Annotated in this window: 22 protein-coding genes; 10 read left to right on the top strand and 12 right to left on the bottom strand. The window is 47.4% G+C overall.

From position 1 onward, the window contains the following. The 6 genes from Q0238_RS04330 to Q0238_RS04305 all read right to left on the bottom strand — a co-directional run. A partial coding sequence (locus Q0238_RS04330) for a transporter substrate-binding domain-containing protein (protein ID WP_297943225.1) occupies positions 1 to 752 on the bottom strand: 752 nt, incomplete at its 3' end. Between the two features lie 15 nt (positions 753 to 767). Next, positions 768 to 1,571 (bottom strand): transporter substrate-binding domain-containing protein, encoded by an 804-nt coding sequence (locus Q0238_RS04325; RefSeq protein WP_297943223.1) that lies wholly within the window; start codon positions 1,569 to 1,571, stop codon positions 768 to 770. Between the two features lie 64 nt (positions 1,572 to 1,635). Next, the gene (locus Q0238_RS04320) at positions 1,636 to 2,439 is read right to left on the bottom strand and encodes a transporter substrate-binding domain-containing protein (RefSeq protein ID WP_297943221.1); all 804 of its coding nucleotides are present in this window, start codon (positions 2,437 to 2,439) and stop codon (positions 1,636 to 1,638) included. Between the two features lie 20 nt (positions 2,440 to 2,459). After that, positions 2,460 to 3,269, bottom strand: a complete 810-nt coding sequence (locus Q0238_RS04315) for a transporter substrate-binding domain-containing protein (RefSeq protein ID WP_297943219.1) — start codon at positions 3,267 to 3,269, stop codon at positions 2,460 to 2,462. Between the two features lie 604 nt (positions 3,270 to 3,873). After that, the gene (locus tag Q0238_RS04310) at positions 3,874 to 4,317 is read right to left on the bottom strand and encodes a copper resistance protein CopD (RefSeq protein ID WP_297943217.1); all 444 of its coding nucleotides are present in this window, start codon (positions 4,315 to 4,317) and stop codon (positions 3,874 to 3,876) included. A 257-nt stretch (positions 4,318 to 4,574) separates the two neighbouring features. Next, positions 4,575 to 5,894, bottom strand: a complete 1,320-nt coding sequence (locus Q0238_RS04305; RefSeq protein ID WP_297943215.1) for a Na+/H+ antiporter NhaC family protein — start codon at positions 5,892 to 5,894, stop codon at positions 4,575 to 4,577. A gap of 87 nt (positions 5,895 to 5,981) precedes the next feature. Here Q0238_RS04305 and Q0238_RS04300 point away from each other — a divergent pair, with 87 nt between their 5' ends. Next, complete coding sequence (locus tag Q0238_RS04300) at positions 5,982 to 6,992, top strand: DUF475 domain-containing protein (protein ID WP_297943213.1); 1,011 nt, start codon at positions 5,982 to 5,984, stop codon at positions 6,990 to 6,992. Positions 6,993 to 7,196: 204 nt separating this feature from the next. Here the strand turns inward: Q0238_RS04300 and Q0238_RS04295 are convergent, their stop codons facing one another. Next, on the bottom strand, positions 7,197 to 8,273 hold the full coding sequence (locus Q0238_RS04295; protein ID WP_297943211.1) for a DUF3137 domain-containing protein: 1,077 nt from the start codon (positions 8,271 to 8,273) through the stop codon (positions 7,197 to 7,199). Positions 8,274 to 8,414: 141 nt separating this feature from the next. Here Q0238_RS04295 and Q0238_RS04290 point away from each other — a divergent pair, with 141 nt between their 5' ends. The 6 genes from Q0238_RS04290 (at position 8,415) to Q0238_RS04265 (ending at position 13,527) form a co-directional block, all read left to right on the top strand. Beyond that, positions 8,415 to 8,846, top strand: a complete 432-nt coding sequence (locus Q0238_RS04290; protein WP_297943209.1) for a redoxin — start codon at positions 8,415 to 8,417, stop codon at positions 8,844 to 8,846. A gap of 137 nt (positions 8,847 to 8,983) precedes the next feature. Continuing rightward, positions 8,984 to 9,550: a sel1 repeat family protein gene (locus Q0238_RS04285; protein WP_297943206.1), complete on the top strand. Its 567-nt coding sequence runs from the start codon at positions 8,984 to 8,986 to the stop codon at positions 9,548 to 9,550. A gap of 142 nt (positions 9,551 to 9,692) precedes the next feature. Then, entirely contained in the window at positions 9,693 to 10,211 is a 519-nt protein-coding gene (locus Q0238_RS04280; protein ID WP_297943204.1) for a hypothetical protein, read from the top strand. Between the two features lie 335 nt (positions 10,212 to 10,546). Continuing rightward, entirely contained in the window at positions 10,547 to 10,837 is a 291-nt protein-coding gene (locus Q0238_RS04275; protein ID WP_297943202.1) for a hypothetical protein, read from the top strand. Between the two features lie 19 nt (positions 10,838 to 10,856). Further along, positions 10,857 to 11,663 carry a tetratricopeptide repeat protein gene (locus tag Q0238_RS04270; protein WP_297943200.1) on the top strand — a complete coding sequence of 269 codons (807 nt, stop codon included), beginning with the start codon at positions 10,857 to 10,859 and terminating at the stop codon, positions 11,661 to 11,663. Between the two features lie 355 nt (positions 11,664 to 12,018). Next, a complete protein-coding gene (locus Q0238_RS04265) occupies positions 12,019 to 13,527 on the top strand; it encodes a succinate CoA transferase (RefSeq protein WP_297943198.1) in 1,509 nt (502 codons plus the stop codon). Positions 13,528 to 14,106: 579 nt separating this feature from the next. Here Q0238_RS04265 and Q0238_RS04260 read toward each other — a convergent pair. From Q0238_RS04260 to Q0238_RS04250, 3 genes are read right to left on the bottom strand one after another with little or no spacing between them, the layout of a single operon-like run. Next, entirely contained in the window at positions 14,107 to 16,527 is a 2,421-nt protein-coding gene (locus Q0238_RS04260; protein ID WP_297943196.1) for a GGDEF domain-containing phosphodiesterase, read from the bottom strand. After that, on the bottom strand, positions 16,517 to 17,389 hold the full coding sequence (locus tag Q0238_RS04255) for a cytochrome c peroxidase (protein WP_297943194.1): 873 nt from the start codon (positions 17,387 to 17,389) through the stop codon (positions 16,517 to 16,519). The genes Q0238_RS04260 and Q0238_RS04255 overlap by 11 nt, the downstream gene beginning before the upstream one ends. After that, positions 17,352 to 18,260: a class I SAM-dependent methyltransferase gene (locus tag Q0238_RS04250; RefSeq protein WP_297943192.1), complete on the bottom strand. Its 909-nt coding sequence runs from the start codon at positions 18,258 to 18,260 to the stop codon at positions 17,352 to 17,354. The genes Q0238_RS04255 and Q0238_RS04250 overlap by 38 nt, the downstream gene beginning before the upstream one ends. Before the next feature lie 99 nt (positions 18,261 to 18,359). On the opposite strand from Q0238_RS04250, the gene Q0238_RS04245 reads away from it, so the two are divergent. Then, positions 18,360 to 19,127, top strand: coding sequence for an ABC transporter ATP-binding protein (locus Q0238_RS04245; RefSeq protein WP_297943227.1), 768 nt, complete (start codon positions 18,360 to 18,362; stop codon positions 19,125 to 19,127). Continuing rightward, complete coding sequence (locus tag Q0238_RS04240; protein ID WP_297943190.1) at positions 19,120 to 19,923, top strand: metal ABC transporter permease; 804 nt, start codon at positions 19,120 to 19,122, stop codon at positions 19,921 to 19,923. The genes Q0238_RS04245 and Q0238_RS04240 overlap by 8 nt, the downstream gene beginning before the upstream one ends. On the opposite strand, the gene Q0238_RS04235 is transcribed toward Q0238_RS04240, so the two are convergent. Together Q0238_RS04235 and Q0238_RS04230 are read right to left on the bottom strand one after the other, a co-directional pair. Further along, positions 19,867 to 21,678 carry a DMT family transporter gene (locus tag Q0238_RS04235; RefSeq protein ID WP_297943188.1) on the bottom strand — a complete coding sequence of 604 codons (1,812 nt, stop codon included), beginning with the start codon at positions 21,676 to 21,678 and terminating at the stop codon, positions 19,867 to 19,869. The two genes, Q0238_RS04240 and Q0238_RS04235, sit on opposite strands and share 57 nt — an antisense overlap. 43 nt (positions 21,679 to 21,721) lie before the next feature. Then, entirely contained in the window at positions 21,722 to 22,351 is a 630-nt protein-coding gene (locus Q0238_RS04230) for a hypothetical protein (RefSeq protein WP_297943186.1), read from the bottom strand. 86 nt (positions 22,352 to 22,437) lie between these two features. Between Q0238_RS04230 and Q0238_RS04225 the strand changes: the two genes are divergently transcribed. After that, a partial coding sequence (locus Q0238_RS04225) for a manganese efflux pump (protein ID WP_297943184.1) occupies positions 22,438 to 22,859 on the top strand: 422 nt, incomplete at its 3' end.

Here is a 22,859-nt window from a genome sequence, read left to right as displayed (position 1 = left end):
CCGCCGTAGTATGGCTTGATATCCTCGTCAAAAGCCTTATGGAAAAATTTCGCTTTATACATTTTTACCAGGCTGCTATTAACCGCATCAAGCAGCTCGGTATTGCCCTTAGATAGGGCGACGGCGATATAATCTACCTTGCCGAGGTTGATGATTTTTGCATCAAGCGCGGCATCGTTTCTAGCGTATCCGAGTACGACCGTATTATCGTCGGCAAAGCCTATGCCCTCGCCAGCCTTTAGCCTAGCGACGCACTCATTCGCGTCGGTACATGTCGCAATCTCATAGCCCGCGTTTTTGAAGTGCTCCTCGGCAGTTGTGCCTTTAACGCTTAGAATTTTTTTATGCGCGATCTGATCGATTCTTGAAATATTATCATCCTTACGGCTTAGCACGCCAATTTGCACTGAATAATACGGGTAAGAAAAATCGACTTTCTGAACGCGGTCTTTTGTGACGGTAAGCTTGGATATGATGAGATCTACTTTGTTTTGCTCCAGTGAGGGAACGCGATCTTTAGATGCTACGGCGATAAAGTCGATTTTGATCTTTTTATTACCGAATAGATTTTTGACTAGCTCGTTTGCCAAGTCAACCTCAAAGCCTTTTAGCGTGCCGTTATCATCGAAGCTAAACGGAGGCTGGGAATCTTGCAAGCCTATGCGAATTTCGCCTGCTTGCTTGATATCTGCTAGGGAATTAGCGCAAAGCGCACCAGCACCCAGCAAAATACTTAGTAGAATTTTTTTCATATTTTGTCCTTTGAATTAAAACATTTTATAAAGATCATCTAACAAGAAATATTTTTTCTCAGCCTTGCCCTTGTAAAAAGGATCGATGCTGTCGTTAAAAATTTTCTTGAAAAAGCCGTTTTTGCTGAGCTTGACAAGCCCGTCATTTAAGGCATTTAGCAAGTCATCGTTGCCTTTTTGCACCGCGATAGCTAAAAAGTCCGTCGTGCCTAAATTTTTGATATTTACCTCTACCTTGCGATCTACGACCGAATAGCCCAAAACTACCATATTATCGTCTGCATAGCCGCTGCCGCGACCGGATTTTAGCGCGCGGAAGCATTCGCTAGAACTAGCGCATGAGATAACTTTAAAGCCTTCCTTATTAAAATAATCAAAAGCCGTAGTGCCGGGTTCAGCTAAAATTTCTTTATCCTGTAGGTCGCTTATTGTCTTGATATTATCGTCGGTGCGGGTTAGCACGCCGATATTTACGCTAAAGTAAGGATTTGAAAAATCCACTAGTTTCTCGCGCTCTTTCGTAACCGTAATCGCCGCGATATCCAAATCGACCTTGTTGTCTTGCACGGCTGTGATACGATCATTGCCCAGAGTTACGACATATTCGATTTTGCCACCTTTATCGCCGAAAATTTCTTTCACGAGCTCTTCGATAAGCGAAATTTCAAAACCGCTATATCTTCCATCCTCGGAGACGCTAAGTGGCGGTAGTGAGCCGTCCACTCCGATACGAATGAGCCCTTTTTCTTTGATCTGCGCTAAAGAGTTAGCAAATAACGAACACGAAGCGATTAACAACGCAAATATAATCTTTTTCATAAAATTCCTTTAAATTTTACTAAAATTTGCCAGCGAATAGAATTCCATCCATCGCCACTTTAAATTAAAACAAGCTGTAAAGATCGTCCAGCAAGAAATACTTTTTATCAATGGTGCCTTTATAAAAAGGCTCAATACTCTCATCAAAAATTTTTGTAAAAAAGCCCTTTTTACTTAGCTCAATTAATCCCGCATTTACCGCGTTAAGCAGCTCAGTATTGCCCTTTTGCACCGCGATGGCCAGGAAGTCCGTCGAGCCTAAATTCTTGATATTTACTTCGACTTTGCGGTCGACTACAGCGTAAGCGAACACAAGCAGATTATCATCTGCGTATCCGTCGCCCTTGCCCGATTTTAGAGCGTTAAAGCATTCATTCGCGCTCGCACAAGGTACTACGTTATAGCCCTGTTTCGTAAAGTAATCAAACACGGTAGTGCCGGGCTGCGCCAGTATAGTCTTTCCGTTTAGATCGGAGACCTTTCTGATATTATCGTCGCTACGAGTTAGCACGCCGATATTTACGCTAAAGTATGGATCGGAGAAATCTACCAGCTTCTCGCGCTCTTTCGTAACCGAGATTAGCGCGATATCTAAATCGACTCTGTTATCCTGTACCGCTTTTATGCGGTCATCACCTACCGTTACGACATATTCTATCTTGCCGCCTTTATCGCCGAAAATTTCTTTAACAAGCCCTTCGATTAAGAGTATCTCAAAGCCGCTATATTCGCCGGCTTTAGCGACGCTAAACGGCGGAGACGAGCCATCTATACCGATTCGAATAACCCCTTTTTCTTTGATTTGAGTCAAAGTGTTGCTAAGAAGCGAACACGCAGCCAGCATCAATGCTAGGATTATCTTTTTCATAGCGTCCCCCTTTTTAAAAATTACAGCAAGCTATAAAGATCATCCAGCAAGAAATACTTTTTCTCTGCAGTTCCTTTGTAGTAAGGCTCGATGAAATTATCGAACGAATTTTTGAAAAAGCCCTCTTTGCTTAGCTTGATTAGCTCGCCGTTTAGAAAATCCAAAAGCTCCGAATTGCCCTTTTTCACGCCGATGGCTAAGAAATCCGAAGTGCCTAAATTCTTGATATTTACTTCAACCTTTTTATCTAATACCGGATAAGCCAGCACGACTAAGTTATCATCGGCATACCCGTCGCCCTGTCCAGCTTTTAGCGCCTTGTAGCAAGCGTTTGCGTTATCGCATCTAGCGATATTATAGCCTTGCTTTTCAAAGTATGTTTCTGCAGTACCGCCGCTAAGAACTAAAATAGTTTTATCTTGTAAATCGTTTAGGGATTTAATCTTATCTTCGATGCGGGTTAAAATGCCTATATTGACACTAAAATATGGGGTCGTAAAATCGATCTGCTTCTCGCGCTCCGGAGTTACGGTAAAAGTTGCGATAACTGCGTCCACCTTATCTTCTTGTAGGAATTTTATACGCTGATTTGCAAGCACGGAGGTAAACTCCACCTTCCCGCCTGATGGAAGCATATCTTTAGCGATGGCATTTGCCATATCGACCTCAAAGCCCTGATGCACGCCGTCTTCTATCTTGCTAAACGGCGGCTGCGCGTCATAAACGCCTATTCTAAGCACTCCGCTACTTTTGATCTCGGAGAGCGATCTTGCGCAAAGCGCGCTACTGGCCAAAGCTGCGACGAGCAGACTTAAGAGAAATTTCTTCATCCTTTTTCCTTTCTCATAAATAATTTCAAAGCTATTGCCACGGCTACGGGAAACCTCAAAATCCCGCGCGAATGGCAAGCAGACATTAAATTCGCCTGCAGGCGAAAAGCAATTTTAGCTTTTTATATCTTTAATGATTATTAAATAGTAAGTAAAGTCGTCAAATAAATTCGCTTTTTCATTGTTTGCTTCGATTTTGCGCGAGCTTTTTTAGAATTTTCATCCGCATCCTAGCGGTAAAATTTAAAATTTTACAAAATTTTAAAGCCACAGAATTTTACAAAATTTTCAGCGTAGGATTGGGCGAGAAATTTTACGAGCACTTTAAAGCTTGTGATGAAATTTTAAAATTTTATGAGATTAAATTTTGCAGATTGCATTTGACAAAACAGCACAAGAAAGGAGTGAAATTTTAAAATTTCGCGCTTTAGCGCAGACATAGTGGAATTTAAAATTCTTAAATTTCTACTCCCGCCCAGCAAAGTGGAATTTTAAAATTTTTAGCAAGCGTCGTATTTTAAAAGCAAGCAAAATTAAATCTTTGCCACGCTGCAGAATTTCGCAATAAAAGTCACGCTGCCAGCGCTAAATTTTGCGCCATAAATCATACTACAAACATCAGCTTTGCGCAAAGCACGATGATGAAGCCGAAAGTAAGCGCGATCTTGTGGATATTTGCTCGTAAAAACTCAGGCGCGGGCCTTCCCATTGCACGACAACTTAAATTTATCGCTACGCACACGGCGATGATGAGCGCGAGCACGACTTTTAGCATAAAGATTTTTTGAAGCGGCGTGCCGAAATACCCGCCGTTAGCGCTCCCGACCCAACGGCTCATCATCATTCCGCCGGTGATTATCAGCGTAAAAAGGCAAACCGGCATGATCTTAATCGCGCGCGAGCCGATCGCCTTTTTAACGCGCTCAAAATCCGCGCCCAGCGCGCCTTTGAGCCGCGAAAAAATCACGACGTCGAAAAATATATAGCCCAAAAAGATAATGGCGCAGATGAGATGCACTATCTGCACGTAAGGATAAATTTGCTCCACCACCGCTCCTTGCTATGAAATTTCGCCCATTTTATGCGAAATTTTAAATTTTAGCAATGATTTTCATCAACGCGCCGCGAGCGGTTAAATTTAAAGCGGCTAAATTTAAGCAAACCGCGCGAACGGCGCAAATAAATTTCGACGAAATCGCGCGGGCAAATTTAAAAACAAAGCCGCGCAGCTAAATTTAAAAATGGTCGCATTCGTAAATTTATAAAATTTACGAGCAGCGCCGCGCCGATAAATTTTATAAAATTTCAAAGCATCATCGAAAAGATTATGCCGAATATGATTAGCGGGATATTAAAGAAAATAAAGGTCGGCACGCAGGTATCCCACATATGGCTATGCTCGCCGTCGATATTCAGCCCCACGGTAGGTCCGAGCGTGCTATCGCTCGCAGGCGAGCCCGCATCGCCGATACCGGCAGCCACGCCGATGATAAAGATCGTCGCCGCCGTGCTAAAGCCCAGCTGCGCGGCTAGCGGGCAGTATATCGTAGCGATGATAGGGATCGTGCCGAAGCTCGAGCCGATACCCATCGTCACGAGTAGCCCGATGCCGATCATCAGCAGCGCGCCGCCGAGCTTGCCGCCGCTTAAAGTGCTCGCTACGTGCACCAGCTCGTTCACGCCGCCGGTTTCTTTTAAGATCGTGCCGTATCCTGCGGCGATCAGCATCAAAAACGCGATGTAGCCCATCATATGCACGCCCTCGTCAAATACGTTATCGAGCTTCTTCCACTCGATGCCTTTGCTCGCAAGCATTACTAAAATTCCGCTAAGCGCGGCAAACGGAAGGGATTTGATCCAAATTTGCACCGCGAAGCACACCGCGATACCCGCTAGCGCGCCCCATTCGCGCATGCCCATCTTAAGTTCGCTAAAATGCGCATCCAGGCTCTGTTTGGTTTCGGCGTAGTCTCTCGGCTTGCGGTAGTAGATCACGGCTAGAATGAGGCCCACGAGCATCGGCACGGCGCTTAGCCACATCACGCTCGATATGTCGCTTAGGCTTACTGCGATGCCGTTTGCGTTCATATTTTTTTCGATTAGCCCCATAAAGATAAGTCCGAATCCCAGCGGCAGCGCCATATACGGCGTCTGCAAGCCGAACGTCAGCGCGCACGCTACGGCGCGGCGATCGATCTTTAGCGAGTTCATGATCTTAACTAACGGCGGGATCAAAATCGGGATAAAGGCGATATGCACGGGGATTAAATTTTGTGAAAAGCACGCAAAAAAGGCAATCGAAAAGATAAAGATATATTTTTTATCGCTGATTAAATTTGCCACCGCGCGCACCAAGATCGCCGTTAGGTTAGTCTTTGAGATCGCGCTTGCGATGACGCCTAACAGCAGATATGAGAGCGCGGTTTCTAAATTTCCGCCCATACCGAGGCTGCCGGCGTTTTCGGGGTTGCCGTTTATGAATAAATTTATGGCATCGCCCAGCGGAATATTGCTTGAGAGCACGGCGCATATCGTGCCGATTAGGATCGCAAGCATTACGTTGCACCTCAGCAAACATAGCGCGCACATCACACAGATACTGATAAATACGGGATTGGTAAGCATCTTTTGCCTTTTTTGGAATTTTTGCAATTATATAGAATTTAGGGCTAAATTTTGCTAAAATCGCGCAAAAAATCGGCTAGGACAGCGATGAAATATTTTTACTCCTCTTTTGTAGTAAGCCTAATTGCGCTTGCTATCGCGTTTTATATCGGCGGCGCAGGTGCTGCATATATCTGCGCGCTTTTATGCGTGCTCGAAATCAGCCTTAGCTTCGACAACGCCGTAGTCAATGCTAAGGTGCTAAAAGATATGGCGCCGGTGTGGCAGAGTAGATTTATCCTCTGGGGCATTCCGATCGCGGTTTTTGGCATGAGGTTTTTATTCCCCGTGCTAATCGTCGCCGCAAGCGCGCATCTTGGACTTTGGGAAACCCTCGTGCTGGCACTTAAGCGGCCGCAGCGCTACCATGAAATTTTAAGCGCGAACGAAGCGCAAATTTACGTCTTCGGCGGCGCGTTTTTGCTGATGGTCTTTTGCGATTTTTTCTTCGATGCGCAGCGCGAGCTACACTGGCTGGGCATAATCGAAAATAATGGGCTCGTGCGATTTTTAAAGCGCATTCCAAACGCGCCCACGCTGATCGCTCTAGCCGCGGGGCTTGTGCTACTTACTAAAACGGACTCGGCGACGCTCGGTGCGGCGTATTTCGGCGCGATCTTACTCTATCTACTCATCTCCTGCTTCGACCGCCTTTTCGGCACGAACGGCGTAAAAAACGGCCTTGCGGGCTTTTTATACTTAGAAACCCTGGACGCGAGCTTTAGCTTCGACGGCGTGATCGGCGCGTTTGCGCTAAGCGATAATATCTTCATCATTATGCTGGGGCTAGGTGCCGGCGCGATGTTCGTGCGCTCCATCACGCTATATCTCGTCGCGCACGGCACGCTGTCGCACTTCGCGTATCTGGAGCACGGCGCGCACTACGCCATCGCGTGTTTGGCGTTTATAATGTTTGCCAAGCTGAAATTTGAAGTAAGCGAGATCATAACCGGCACCGTGGGGATCTTATTCATCGCGCTATCGCTCCTTTCGTCGGTGCTTTACAACCGCCGCAACAAGCGCAAACTCATCGAAACGATCGCGGGAAACAACGAGTGAAATTTCATAGCGAGCTTTGCGGCACGCGGGCTAAATTTTAAAATTTCAAGCTACCGCCACAAGCGATAAAATTTACCCGCTTGCGCCGCGTTAAATTTCAAGAGACGCCGAATTTCAAGAAACGCTAAATTCCAAAAACCGCCAAATTTAAAGACGCGGGCGATGAGATTGAAATTTTACGAAAAGCGTTAAATTTTATCCAGCCTAGCGATCGCGCGAGCTCAAGCCTTTATCGCGTAATCTCTGCAGTTCTTTGCCGCTGAGTGGCGGGCTATTTGCAGGCTCGCCGCTCTCGCTTGCGCCGCCAAAAAGCTCCTCGTTCAAGCGCAGCTCGTCAATGATACCCAGAAGCTGCAAAACCTCGGCCTTTATCCGCTCGGCGTCTTTTAGCGTAGTGCGCGGCGAAAACAGCGCGGCTTCGAAGCGGTTTTTCGCGCCGTTTAAAAATAGATAAAATTTGCCGTCCATAAACGCCGCGCTAAGAGCGATCTTGGGCGCAAGCTTAAGCTTCAAAGCCCCGAGACGCTCCATAAAGCTAGGCGTCAAAAGATACCGCGCCTCGATCTTATCGCTTGCGAACACGCGAAATTCCTTGCCGAAAATCACGTCGTCCATCAGCTCTTGATCGCCTAAAAATTTAGTGCCTGGCGAGCGGTCCGCGATGATGGTCCGTCCTTTAAATTTCTTATAAAACTCGCACACCAACACCGAACCGCTAAAAGCCTGCACGTATTCGCCGAGCCTCCAAGCGTTCCAAAGCGCAATCGCCGACAGCAAAAAAGCTGCGGAAAGATCGCTTTTAGCCCTTTGAGATAGCCTTACAAGCTCCATAGACTCGCGCGTTTCATAGATTTTTATCGCCTCGCTTAGGCTAAATTTCACCCCTTTATACACGCCGACTATCTGATCCTCGGCTACGAATTCATTGTTCGGATAGATGCCTGTTTTGCGGATCTCTTCTTCGTCTATGCCGCTTTGCGGCTCGTATCTAAAGGCGGGATCGATATCTGAAATGATGGCGCGGATGAAGGCGTCTTTGTAAAAGGCATTGTACTCCCACTTGGCGATGGAATCATCATAAATCCCCCATACGCAGCTTACCGCAATTATCGGGATCATCGCGGACATCAGCACGGCGGAGGAGTATTCGTTTTGGATCAAGCCGTGGATAAACCAGCCGACGGAAAAAGCTGCGATCAATATCAACAAAATCAGCGGTTTTAGAAATTTTATCTTGCACTGCTGCTGCTTTTTTGCCAGCTCCTCTATCGCTCTATCCATATTCAAAATTTAAACTCCGAATTTGATTTGCCAAAATTTTGCCCTTTATTTTACGCTAAATTTTATTAAAATTTCATCCGTTAAGCGGGTTTAAGATTTTTTATGCTATTTTTGCGGCCTATTTCGATCAAAAGGCGAGAGATGATAAATTTACCGAAAAAGTGCGTGGTTTTTACCTACCCGAAAATGGGCGACAGCGGAAAATTTTTGCCGGAGGAGTTGCGCGACGCGGCGGGGCTTACTGGCTGCACGCTTCAGTGCAAGGCCTACGAGAGCGCGTTTGCGCAGATAAAAGCCCTCGGCTTCGAGCTTATCGCCGTAGGCAGCATGGGCGAGGCGGGCACGAGCGAGTTTAAGCGCGCTACGGGCGCTACGTTTGAGTTCATAAACGACGAAAAATTCGAGCTTGAAGCGCCGCTGCGGCTCGAGACTTTCACCACCGGCGACGGGAAGAAATTTTACCACCGCCAAACCCTGATTTTCCGAGGCGGCAAGGAAGTAAAGCGCTTTAGCCGTATCGCTAAGCCCGAGCAGGACGCACAAAAAGTACTTGCGGCGTTAAAGAGCCTGTGATAGATCGCTTCGGCGCCGCGCTTTAAATTTCGCGCTACAAATACATTGCGATACAGAGCTGAAATTTAAGGCGAAGCGTATTTCTCTTAAATTCAGCATTTTTAATTAAAATGGCGCTAAATTTAACGGAGGTGGGTATGAAAAAATTTCTATTTTTAGCGCTATTTTGCGCCATTGCGGCAAACTGCGACGAGAGCGCGCCAGCGGATAAAGCTTCTGCGGTGGGCAAAACGGATAAAACAACGAGTATCGGCGAGACCGCCGCGCAAAGCGCGCACTTTCTAAAGAGCGGCGAAGCAAGCGCCGGCTCGCAAAGCAGCGCCGATGCGGTCATTCAAACGGACGGAATTTCGCGGGCGGATCTGCAAAGCTGCATCGTAAAAAGCGACGAAGGCTCCTGCGAGCGCGTCGCACGCGGTCTAAAAAGCGGCTGCGAACGCAAAGATCAGCTGTCGTGTTTTTTCTACGCAGATGCGCTAGGGCGGGGCTTGGGCGTAGAAAAGGACGTAGTGGCGTCGTTTGAGCTTTTTCGCGAGCAGTGTGATGCCGGCAGCAGCGAAGCGTGCTACGAGCTGTCGGTCAAATATCTCCAAGGAATCGGCACCCCTCAAAGCTTTGAGCTCTCGGGGCAAGCGCTAGATAAGGCATGCAAAATGCACAACAAGCGCGCCTGCGCGGTGCTCGATCTACTGCCGAAAAATTAGCGCGACAGAGGCGGTAAAATTACGAGCTTCGAGCGCAAACAGAGCGCGCAAGCCTTTTAAATTTTAGCGGGCTGTGCGAGTGCAGTGCGCGATGAGGCGGTAAATCGAAGCGTGCGAGCGGATAAACGAAAAAGGAGCAAAGATGAAAGCTTTAAAGCTTGCGCTATCAGCGGCGCTGGCGCTTAGTTTGGCAAACGCGGGCAGCGAAACCAAAGAGTTTAAATTTAGCGGTGCAAAAACTAGCGCGCTTTTAGCAAAGTGCAGTAAAAAGGACGCCGCCGCATGCTACGAAGCGGCGATGAGATACGATCTGGGCGGTCGCGGCGTCGTGCGAAACCGCCTCAAAGCGCAGGGCTTTTTCGCAGACGCCTGCGAGCTCGCCGCCCTCGCTGAGCGGAAGCAGGGAGATAAAATGAGCGGCGCAGGCGAGCACGCGATGAGCGATTTGCGCGAGCGAGCCTGCCTGGGCAACGCGGCGGCGCTGGAGAGTTTCGCGAGTGGGCAGTGCCGCAGCCTCGTGATATACGACGAGCTTTGCGAAGGCGGCTCGCAGGAGGCATGCGACAATCTGGCGCGGATGAAGCGCGATGGTTGGGCACCCAAGGAGAGCTGCAGCGATGAGATAGTCGCAAAATTCGGCGACGGCAAGCCGCAGAGATAAAATTCCACCCTATTTTGCGGCGGTAGAATTTTAAAATTTTGCAAGTATAAAATTTGCTGAAATTTTACGCATTTCAGCAAAGCTGCCCCTTTAAAGCGCGAAGTAAAAATTTCGAATCGTCCGCTTCCCACACGGCGGCAAAATTTTAATTAATGTAGATTTTTCAAAATACCGATACGAACGAGAGAAGACATACACCGCGAACAATAAATTTCAAAGCATGGATTTAACCGATTTAAATGACGCCAGCTATAAAGCGCGAGATAAAATTTAAATTTAACGATTTTTTAGGGGGGGGTAGAATTATGCTAAAAAATCTTAACCAAAGAGGCTATATGTTTAATTTTTTAAAAAATGTCTTTATTATCTTTTGTATTATCGTAATATGGGAAGCAATAAATAATAAATCGGGCAGTAAAGAAGGCTACTCACAAACGGGTTTTAATAGCTGCGATAGGCTAGTTAGGCTCACAACAGAAAAACTAAAGCAAGAAAATAACGAGCTAAGAAGAACGTATATATTGATGAAGCTAGAGGCAGGCTTGCAAATGTCCAACGAGCTTAAGAAACAATTTTGTTTATCGGCGCTCGAACATCCAGATGACTTTTTTAATGTGAAGAAATAAATTTTTATAAGGAGAAAAAATGAGAAAGATTGTTTTGGTTTTGACCTTATTATGGACTTTTGCATTTACGCAGACGGCGAAGCAAGATTGCGAAGAGTGTACGAGCACTCTACCGGGGGACATATTTTCGGAGATCGATAAAGATTACGCCAATGCTGCCAAATTTTACGAAAAATGTTGCGATTGCAATCAATACGATGCCTGCCAAAAGCTAGGGATATTGTACGGCGACGGAAAGGGTGTGGAAAAAAACAGCAAAAAAGGGTTTGAGTTAATAAAAAAGTCGTGCGATGGAGGATCGGTACGCGGTTGCACATCGCTTGCTTATCAATACCACTTAGGAGGAAATGTTAAACAAGATCATAAAAAAGCGCTTGAATTATTTAAAAAGGCGTGTGAGGGCAACTATGGTTTATCTTGTTATATGTCGGCAACTTATTATACGGGCGAATATGAGGAAAACGGCATAGAAAAAGATGATAAAAAGGTGATTGGATTCTACACAAAAGCATGTGATAAAGGACTTGCATTGGGTTGCACAATACTAGGAGGGATCTATCATTCGGGCGATTTCGGTACAGAAAAGGACAATAAAAAAGCATCCTATTTTTACAAGAAAGCTTGCAACGGTGCCGACGACCAATGGAGTGCTTGCGCGGCATACGCCGCGTATGCAGAAGATAAAGATAAACTGGAGGCGGCAAGATACTATAAAAAAGCGTGCGAACTCGGTAAGGCGGATCCTCTCGCTAAAAATGAGAAATCTGCACAGGTTGTGCAATTTGCCTGCCGTTCATATAATTCTATAAAAAGTCTTATCGAATAAGATTGCTGCGGGCAACATAGCAAAGCATTGCCCGCACAAAGCTCTCCGTACATATGAGTGTAGACTAAACTTAAAAGGTTGCGATGCAAAGCGCAAGGCGAGTATTTGCAGTATCGCAGCGAGACTATCAAGCCAAGCTCCAATCACGCTTAAAACCCTATTTACCGAGCGCTCGCGCAAGCGCGTATTTCAAACCGCCGAAGCAAAAAAGCCTGATCGGAGGCGTTTGGCGACGTATCCCAACCGATCGCGCCTCATATTTTGCTCTATAGCCTAGCTCGCGCACGAAATTTTAGATTTTGAAATTTAGCGCAAAAATATTATAATTTCGCCCAAATCACGGCTAGGACAGAAAATGAACTCACGCGTGCAAAACAAATATCTAAAATCAAAAATTATGAGCGCCGAGGAAGCCTGCGAGCTTATCCCAAATGGCGCATCGGTGGGCTTTAGCGGCTTTGTTGGGGCGGGCTGCGCACTAGCGCTGCCGCAGGCTCTGGCACAACGAGCGACAGCACTGCACGAAAAAGACCAGCCCTATCAAATCGAAATTTTTACAGGCGCATCGACCGATCCGCTTTTAGACGGAGTTTTGGCAAAAGCAAGTGCCGTGAGCTTTCGCGCGCCGTTTTTTACGGATGCCGATATGCGCCGTGCGATAAATAGCGGCGCCGTGCGATACGCGGACGTGCATCTATCAAGCCTTGCCGCGCAGCTTAAGGCTGGCTTTTTTCCGCATCTAAACTTTGCTGTGATCGAAGTGGTGGCGATTAAAGAAAGCGGCGAGCTCGTGCCGTCCACATCGCTAGGCAACAACCAAGCCTGGCTCGATATCGCCGATCGCGTGATTTTAGAAGTGAATTACTACCAGCCACTTGAGCTGGAGGGCATTCACGACGTTACGGATCTGCGCCTGCCGCCACATGCCGAGGATCTGCCGATCAAGCACGTAGGCGATCGCGTAGGTAGCCCCTACATGCATGTAGATCCCGCCAAAGTAGTCGCTGTCATAGAGGCTAGGACGCATGATCGCGTCAATAATTTTACTGCCGTGGATGAAATTTCAAGTGCGATCGGGTGCAATGTCGTAAAATTCTTAAAAAACGAGGAAGCTTGCGGCAGACTTCCCGCAAAGAAGCTACTGCCGCTACAATCGGGCATCGGCAACGTCGCCAACGCCGTGCTTAGCTCGCTACAAAATGCTGGCTACCAAGGGCTGCAATGCTACTCCGAGGTGATCCAAGACGGCATGCTAGATCTCATCAAAAGAGGCGTCGTAGGTACTGCAAGTGCCACAGCGCTATCGCTTAGCCCCGCAGGCGTCGAGGAATTTCAAAAAAACATCGATTTCTACCGCAAGCACATCATACTGCGCTCACAAGACGTCTCCAACTCGCCAGCGCTTATTAGAAGGCTTGGCATCGTGTCGATGAATGGCATGCTAGAGGCAGACATCTACGGCAATGTAAACTCCACTAACGTCATGGGCTCGCAGATGAAAAATGGCATCGGCGGTAGCGGTGACTTCGCTCGCAACGGGTATTTGTCGCTATTTCTTAGCCCATCGCTCGCTAAAGACGGCGCGATCAGCGCTATCGTGCCATTCGTGAGCCATGTCGATCATACCGAGCACGACACTCAAGTCATCATCACCGAATACGGCATCGCCGATCTGCGCGGCAAATGCCCTCGCGAACGGGCTCGCGCGATGATAAGCATCGCGCATCCCACTTACCAAGACGCGCTGAGAGATTATTTCGAGCGGGCATGTGCGCAGCCCTGTGCGGGGCATACTCCACACATCTTAAGCGAGGCGCTGTCGTGGCATCAAAGATTTAAAGATACGGGGAGTATGAAGGCTTAGAGCGAATTTGTTTGAGCTAATGCGCTAAAGCCTAAAATTTAAGCTCATTCTCGCTGAAAGCAAGAAAGTTTGCGCTTAAAAATTCCGCCTGCATTTGAAAGCTCTATCGTTATTTAGAGCGAGGCGCACTAAAATTTTATTTTGTAAAGCTCGCGCGAAATGTTTATTATATGAATGAATTGAAAATTTGCGCCATAAAATTTTAAAATTTGCAGGCGGATTTAAGGCGCGGAATTTAAAATTTATCGCTACGGAATTTTAAAATTTAGCCTTAAATTTGCAGTTAGCGCATTTCAAATTTTAAAATTCTATGGCTTAAAATTTTAAAATTTTGAACTTCGTAAAATTTCATCCATAAATCTGCTATCAAATTTTAAATTTAGCTCTCACTTCATTTGCCAAGCTAATCCTAGCTATAAGGCGCGCCATAAGTTCGCGATAAAACCTCGTAGTATTTGCCAAGATAAATTCCGTATAAATTAAAGCGGCGGCTTGCTAAATCAGAATTTCTCGCCTTGCGAAGGCAATCTTTGGCTCATAAATTTAAAGAGGCGGGCTATAAGCCGCGGCGAGATGAGGTTAGAATTTTATCCTCGAGGGCTCCATCGGTTTGCTGTAGAAGTAGCCTTGCATATATTTAATCCCCATCTCTTCTAAGATGATTGAAATTTCGTGGTTTTCTACGTATTCGGCGATGAGCTCGTAGCCCTGCTTGCGCGCGAAGTTAGCGATGGTTTCGACGATAGCGCGCGAGTTTTTATCGTTTGCGATGTTTTTAATGAGCGCTCCGTCGATCTTTATGTAATCCACATCAAGCGTTAAAATTCTATAGTAGTTGGAGTATCCGCTGCCAAAATCGTCTATTGCGACCTTGCAGCCATAGTTTTTGGCTACGGCGATGAAGCTGCGTAGGCTCTCGTAATCGTCGAATTCCTCGCTTTCTAAAATTTCAATAAATAAATTTGAAGCATTTGGGCTGGATGCGAGCTTACGCTCTAAAAGCTCCTTGATACCTTCGTTTGCGATGTCAAAATATGAAAGATTTATGCTAAAGCAAGTCCCTGCGAAGCGGTCTAGCAAGCGAAAGGCTTCGTTTATTACAACCTGAGTTAGCGGGATGTAGAGCGAGGTTTGCTTTGCGATATCGATAAACTCACCCGGGCAGCGCGTCTTGCCCGAGCGGTCGATTAGACGGATTAGAATTTCATATACTAACGGGACATAGTCGCCACCCTCGGTGCCGTATGTGTTGCCGCTAGGATCGCGGTGGGTAATATCAAATATAGGCTGAACAAGCACAAAGACTTGATTTTTCTTGATCGCGTTTTGAATAGTGTTGATCATAATCTGATTTTGCAGATATTTTTCCTCAATCGCATTTGGACGCGAGTAAAAGCCCACGTGCTCGTTTTTGCTCTGCGCCTCATACATCGCCATAACCGCCTGAAAGACCCTATTTGCGCCGCCCGCTACGTCGGCACGCTCGCTTACGCCCATCGTGATATTTAAAGGCGCGGAGGCAAAGCCCTCGGTCGTATGGAGATTAAAAACCTTGTCGGTGAAGTATTTATTTATGATCTCCACATCGCGCGCGACATTTAGTCCCTCGTAAAATAGGCAAAACTCATCCGATTGGATGCGAAAGATACTAGCTTTGATCTCGTGCGATTCGATACACATTGCAAGCGTGCGCGCAAAGGAGCGCAGAATTTCATTCGTCGTCTCCGCCTTGTAAAAAAGCCGTAAATTTGCAAAATTTACGATAGTGATGTAGATCGCTACGCCCGTTTTTTCTGCGTTTATTAGCTCATATAGCGCTGCTTCGTTGCCCTGGCCCGTAAGATGATCGATATAGACTTGATTGTTTAAACTCTCTTTTGCGCTCGCAAGAGCTAGTTTCATAATCTCGCGCTCGCCGATGTCATGAGCGTAAAGTGCATATAGCGGCGGCTTGGACGCAGCCGCGATATTTGCTAGTCTTAGGCTCACGTCGGCTAGCTCGCCGTTTTTACGAAGTAGGCGCGTGTCTTTGGCGCTTTTATTTACCATCGTAGGAAGTTCGATCCCTTTATCTTTGGGCATCAAAACTCCAAGATCGCTTCCTTCCAGCTCGCTTTGTTCGTAGCCGCTTAAGCTAAGCGCGCTTTTATTAGCGTATAAAATTTTAAAGCTCTGATCTGCTAAAACTATCGCTTCGCCTGCTTGCTCGCATAGCGCGCTATAGGGTGCGAGGGCGCGCTTGCTACGCAAAGCATTGGAATTTATGATGTAAGTAAGCAGTAAAAACGACAAAAATACCGCCGTGTAAAGCATTGTCATTTGCATAAACGAGCCATAGAATTCCTCGCTAGCGTAAGAAAATCGCTCGCGCAGGCTTGCGAAGCGCTCGTTGAGCAACGAGAGATTATCGCTTACAATGATATTTTGCCGCTCGAAATTCCTTAAAATTTGCCGCGCGATTCCTATAAACGCAGCTTCGTCGGGGCTTGACGCATCTGCGTTTTCTAGCGCACTTTTTAAAGCAGAGATCTCGGAGCGATTTTTATAATTAAGCCCTAAAATTTGAGAGTAGAGATTTGCTCTTTGCGCATTTGCGCTACCGGATAGAAATTTTTGCTGCAGACTTTGAAAAAGGATTAAATTCTGCGAATTTAAAGCCCCAAGCTCATCTAAAAGCGAAATTTTATCGCTAAAAGCGCTTCCGATCGCGCGCGCATCGCTGCTAAGTCCAATTTTATCGATGATTTTGTCTTTTTGTAGAGCTTGCAGCACCTGATAGATGCCGCGCATATCGGCATTTGCAATCGAAAAGTCCCTTCTTGCGATCTTTGCATCAAATAATATATTTAAGCGGTTATCGGCGTTATCGATCAAAGCTAGCTCGCGCGAAATCGTGCTAAATCTCGCTACATCTCTTAGCGACGAGAAATAATTCCCGGCGATGATTATGCCTAATATCATAATCCCCACCATCAAAGTCCACATTATCTTATCTTTCATCCTGCGCCTCCGTCATATCGCCTTTAAGCGTAGCTAAAAAGCTCATCAAAGCATCAAGCTCCCCATCGCTAAGATCGTATTTTAGCAGATCCTTTGCGATCTGCCGCACCGCAAGACGCAAATCCGTCTGCCCGTTTACGTAAGGAGCGGTTTGCGTGATATTGCGCAAGCTAGGCACGCGGCGCAGCTCAAATCCATCGGAAGTGAACCTATGCTTAGGCGCATCCTCCTCTTCTGCGCTCGGGCGAATTTTAGTAAAGCTGCCGGTGCCTAGGCTAACGCCGTTATGACATGCCGAGCATAGCCGCACAAAAAGCACATATCCGTTATATTCGGCATCATTTAGCTTAACCTCGCCGCGCAAAAATCGGTCAAATTTGGAATTTATCGCCGTTTTGGACTTTAAAAATTCCTTCAGCGCATCAATGAAGTTTGCCGTATTCGCCTCGCCGTAAGCACTTTCAAAAGCCTGCTTGTAGGCTAAATTCTTCCTGATAAGCTCTAAAATTCTATCTTCGCTCGCATCCAGTTCATTCTCGCTAAAAACCGACGCCGCGATCCGCGCTTCAAAGCCCGCGAAATTATAATCGCCCAAGTAGCGATCAAAATAATAAGAATTTATGAGCGTAGGCACGCGTCCATCGCGCACCGAAGCACCCGAATCGTTTAAATAAAAATTGTGGCAGCTCTCGCAGGAGCGGCCTTTGCGGCTAAATCTTACATCGGTAAAAATTTTTGCGCCCAGTCGCGCCTTTTGTGGGTCATATTTAGGCATCTCAAGCGGCGAGAAAAGATTGCCACAAAGCCCCAAAACGGGCGCCAGGCTAAATATAAAACAGCTTAAAGCTCGCTTCGATCTCATCGCTTATCACCCCGCCTTTAGCCCGCTTTTTCAAAAGTTCCTCGATCTCGCGCTCGCTAGCCTCCGCGCCGTCCATATGCAGGTGCCACGCGGCGTTTTGCACAGCTTCTTGCAGGCTGCGTTTTTGCTCGCGCTTTTCAGTTAAAATTTCGCTTTTAAATTTGATGTTGCGCGCCCCGAGCAGCGCCTCGAACTTTTCGGCGGCGGTAGCAAGCCTTTTAGCTCCTGCGCCGAAGCGCTCAAACAGCGGCGCTAGCATCGATGAATTGCGCTCGCTCGCCCAGTTTAGATAAATTTTTCGCTCGCCCAAAGCCAAAAACGCCCCAAAATCCTCCGTGCTTTTTAGCGCGGGGCTCATAGTAAGAAACGCGATGTCAAAAACTGCGGGAATTTTAAAATTTTCGCTCTCGCGGCTTTTGCTCACAGCGTCTTTTAAATTTAAAGCCTGCGCTTCCTGAGTTTGCGAGTTTGAAATTTTACTTTTCGAGCGTGGATAAATTTTAAAATTTTCATCCGCCGCATTTGCAAAACCATCGCGGCTCAGCCGCTCGCAAAACTCCGCAAAGCTTAAATTTAATACGTTTTGCAAGCTAATGCCAAACTCCTCTGCGCTACGCCTTAGCTCGCGAAGCATCCCCTCCGAGCTATCGATCGCCGTAACCTTGGCGCCCAGCGACGCGAGATACAGCGAGTAAACCCCCGTGCCGGCGCCCACGTCTAGCACGCTTTTGCCCGCAAAGCTCACGCCCCAGCCGCGCAGTATCTCAAATACCCGCTTGCCAAAATCCCCTAGCTCGCCGCTAAATTTGGCGTAACTTTCGGACTTTTTATCCCAGCTATTTTCATCTGATTTTTCGCCGATTTTCTCCACCGCTAGCCTTTAAATTTTTTGTAATAATAGCAAAATTTGGCAATTTTTTCGAATTTGGGCTATAATAAGTACTTTCAAAATCTAGGCGAAAGGGCGTTCATGGCGGACGTGACGATAAGAAATTTAAACTTTGCTTACGAAAAACGCGAAATTTTAAAAGATATAAACTTAAGCTACGAGCTGCGCGATTTTTTAGCGATTTTCGGGCCCAACGGCGGCGGCAAAAGCACCCTTTTGAAGCTGCTTTTGGGGCTGCTGCGACCAAGCTCGGGCACGATCGAAATTTTAGGCAGATCGCCCGCGCTTGCCAGGGCGCAAATGAGCTACGTGCCGCAGTTCATCGCGATAAACAAAAGTTTTCCCATAAGCGTGCTCGAGGTAGTTTTGATGGGGCTGATAGATAAGAAAATTTTTGGCTTTTACTCTAAATCCGAGCGCGAGCAAGCCATGCAAGCTTTGGAGCGCGTAGGCATGCAGAGCTTAGCCTGCTGCCGTATCAGCGAGCTTAGCGGCGGTCAGAGACAGCGCGTTTACATCGCGCGGGCGCTGTGCGCGAAGGCTAAAATTTTACTTCTTGATGAGCCGCTAGCGAGCATCGACACGATGGGGCAGGTTCAAATTTACGAGCTTCTGAAATCCCTAAATGAGAGCGGCTGCGGCATAATTTTAATCAGCCACGACGTGCAGCTCGCGCTAAACTACGCAAATCGCGCTCTTTACGTCGCAAACGGCTCGGCGCACACCCACGAGATCGATCCGAGAGGCAGAGCGGAATTTTTAGATCACCTTAGGCGCGAGCACGGACACTTCTGTGCCGTCGATCTCGCGCTTAACGAATGCTGCTGCAAGGAGGGCGAAAATGGCTGAAATTCTATCCTATGATTTTATGCGAAACGCCCTACTTGGCGGGCTTTTGGTCAGTATAGTCTGCGGCGTCGTGGGCTCTTTAGTCGTGATAAATCGCATGAGCTTCATAGCAGGTGGCATCGCGCACGGCGCATACGGCGGCATCGGCATCGCGCTGTTTTTAGGCATCTCCCCCGTGCTGGGAGCTAGCGTATTTGCGCTGTTTTTGGGGCTGCTCATCGCCTACGTCACGCTGCGAAACACCGAGCGCTTCGACGCCGTAATCGGCGCGATATGGGCGTTTGGAATGGCTTTGGGGATAATCTTCGCCGATCTCACGCCGGGGTACAAATCCGATCTGATGAGCTTTTTATTCGGCTCGATCTTAGCGATAAATCATGAAAATTTAATCTTCATCGGCATTTGCGGCGCGGCATTTGCGGCGCTTACGGCGTGCTTTTACAGGCAGTTTTTAGCGATCAGCTTCGATAAGGAATTCGCTCTGCTGCGCGGAGTAAATACTAGCGTCTTTTACTACGTCCTCGTAGTGATGGCAAGCCTCGCGGTGGTCGCGTCGATTCAGATCGTGGGGCTAATCTTAGTAATCTCGCTTATGACGATCCCGCCCTTCATCGCCGAAAAAATCTCAAAAAGCCTAGGCTCGATGATGGCGATAAGCTGCGCGCTATCGGCGCTTTTCTGCGCGGCGGGGCTTATTTTGAGCTTCAAGCTCAATCTAACCAGCGGCGCTTCGATAATCCTAATCGCCTCGGTCTGCTTTTTCGCAAGCTCGATCTTTAGCAAACTTCGCGCCTAAAAGCCCGCCCAGCTCGCTAAGCAGGATGCCCGCGAGTATCAGCGCCGCACCCAAAATTTGAAGCGCGCTTAGCTTCTCGCCGAAAGCATACCCCATAATGCCCGCGCTTACGGGCTCCAGCGCGAAAATCAGCACCGTTTTTATCTCGCTTACGCCGCGGTTTTGCGCCATTGTTTGAATCACAAACGCCGCGACGGTGGCAAAGATCGAGGTCAAAACCAGCGCAAAAACGAAATCAAAGCTCGGCGAAAAGATCAAATTTCCTAACACCTTTATCTCGCCTTCAAACTCCGCGTGAGGAGTAAAAACTGCCGCGATCAGCGCACAGACGCAGACGCAGATAAACTGCACGATCACAAAGCCGTAGAGATTGCTCTTGCGCGCGCAGACGCCGGTAAAGACGATGTGAAGCGCATATGCGAACGCGGAAATCAGCGTCAACCGCTCGCCTATGCCAAATCCCACCGCGCCGCTTGCTCCGCTTAAAAAATACAGCCCCAAAAGCGCCACGACCGCGCCGCCAAAGGCGCTCGCACCGACCTTTTTGCCGAAAAACGCAAGCATCAAAAAGGGCACGATGACGACATTTAGCCCCAAAATAAACGCCACCGTCGATGATAGCGCATAATCAAGCGCTATGGTCTGGCAGGAAAAATCGCAAAACAGCATCAGCCCGCAAAACACGCCCCGCCCTATCGTGCCGCGGTCAAATTTGACGCCGAAGCGCAGGCAGGCGAGGTAAGTAAAAATGCTCGCCGCCAAAAAGCGCCAAAACAAAAAGCTAAAAACGTCGCCGCTATGCAGCGCGCGCTGAACCGGCACGAAAGTGCATCCCCAAACGATCGCCACGAAAAGTAGCCCCAGGTCCCACAGCCTGCTAGGCGGAACGGGGTTTTGCGCATGGCTTTGCATGGAATTGGAATTTTTCCCGAAACTCTGCGTGGAATTCGAGCTTTGCGTAGAATTTAAATTTTTTGCGGAGTTAAAATTCTGTGTAGCATTAGAATTTTGCGGAGTGCCAGGGCTTCGCGCGGCGCCATAGTTAGACCTCTGCGGCTGCGGCGCGCTAGCGGAGGCTGGATCGTTTGCAAGAACCCCAGTAAAATTTTTCTTTGAGCGTCGCGTATGGGCGTCAGCAAGGCTTTTTGCAGAGCTTAAATTTGGATCGTCTACGACGCTTGCACGGCTTAGCGAACTCGCGCTATTTGCGCCGTTGCAAGTAAAATTTTCCGCACAATTTAATATAAAATTTCGTTTGAAATTTCTTGCGGAATTTTCGCAAGGATTTATTGTGGGGGCTTTTGCGGAATTTAAAGCTTTATTTTCGGCGCAGTTCAGAATTTGCGCAGAGTTTAAATTTGGCACAAGAGCCGCGAAATTTAAAGCGGATTTTCTTTCGAGATTTTTGACGCGCGGAGCGGAATAGGGCGCTACGAGACTGTGCACGGCAAAACTGACCGAGGCACGATTGCGTGCGGCGAAACCAGTCGAAGCGGAAGCAAATTTTAAATTTCTTCCGCGGATAGAATTTAACCGGACATCCACGTTTTGAAATTTGAAATTTCTTTTGAAGCGGCAAGCGAAAGCGAAATTTACCGTGCCGTCCGGTGTTGTGTTTTTCGCGCACGTAAACGCCACATTTGAAGCAGAATTTAAAGCTGTGTTTTTCGCGCACTCGCACGCCTGATTTGAGATAAAATTTAAAGCGGATTTTGAATTAAAATTTTCCGCGAGCTCAGAGATAGAATTTTTCATAAATTTAAAGTAAAATTTCGCCGAGATTTTAGTGCGGTCGCGCCTATCTGATCGTCTTTATGGCGTTTAAAATCGCGCCCGAGTTTTTGCGAAACTCCCTTTCGTTTTTGCTTAAAAAATCGAAGCTTTCGTTAATGAAGGCGCTGCTGAATTCGCTACTAAAATCGTCTCCAGGCTCGCGTCCGACGGCACTTTTAAAGCTTTTAGCAAAGCTCACGTCAGTTCCTAGTTCACGCGCCAAAGGGCGAATGATTTCGTAAATTTCATCAAAGGCATTGGTGCGCAGATAGTGGCTAAATAGCACCTCGCCGCTCATTACCGCCTTAGTATCGGCTTCGGACATATCTTTTATTTTAGCAAGTACGAGCTTTTTGATCGGCTCTACGGCAAGACTTAGCTTCTTGCTCGCCAGCCTTTGCATATTCTGCACGGCGATGCTTTTTTTGCCCGCGCGCTCGGTAATGTAGCTAGGCAGATCGAGCTCGTAATCCTGCACGCCAGTGCGTTCGTATTCATTTGCGGCACGCTCTATCAAAGTGCTTAGTGAGTTTTTAAAATTTTCACTATCGCCCGCGCCCGCGCTAAGCATTACGTCCAGTCCCTTTACGGCGACCTCCTCCCAGCTAGCAGTTGAAAATAGCGGCAATAAACAAAGGATTAATTTTTTAAGCAAAGTTTTTCCCCAATTAAAGATTGATTATTTTATTTCGAAAATTTTAATGTATAATCAACGTTTTTATAATACCAAAAGGGCTAAATATGGAGCTTTTACTCATCGCTTTCGCGCTTGCGATGGACAGCGTCGCGCTTAGTATCTCAAACGGCGCGAAATATCCGAATTTTAAATTTGCGCAGATCGCGCGCGTCGCGTTTTTCTACGCGGCGGCTCAGTTTATAATGCCGCTTGCAGGCTACGCTTTGGGGATAAACTTCGTAAAATTTATCGCGCAGATCGATCACTTCGTCGCGTTTGGAATTTTATCGTTTTTAGGCGTTAAGATGATCGCAGAATCCCGCCGTGAGCAGGACGAGCCAGATCTTCGCCTAAGCACGAAGGAGCTGGTGCTGGGTGCGATCGCTACCAGCATCGATGCTATGGCCGTGGGCGTGACCTTTGCCTTTGGCGAGACAAACATCCTCTACGCCTGTTGCGTAATCGGGCTCGTCTGCTTCGCGCTGTG

This window comes from uncultured Campylobacter sp., from assembly GCF_938045775.1.
Classification (GTDB): Bacteria; Campylobacterota; Campylobacteria; order Campylobacterales; family Campylobacteraceae; genus Campylobacter_B.
Note: the sequence above shows the minus strand (reverse complement) of the source record. Positions and strands in the feature narration are given on the sequence as shown.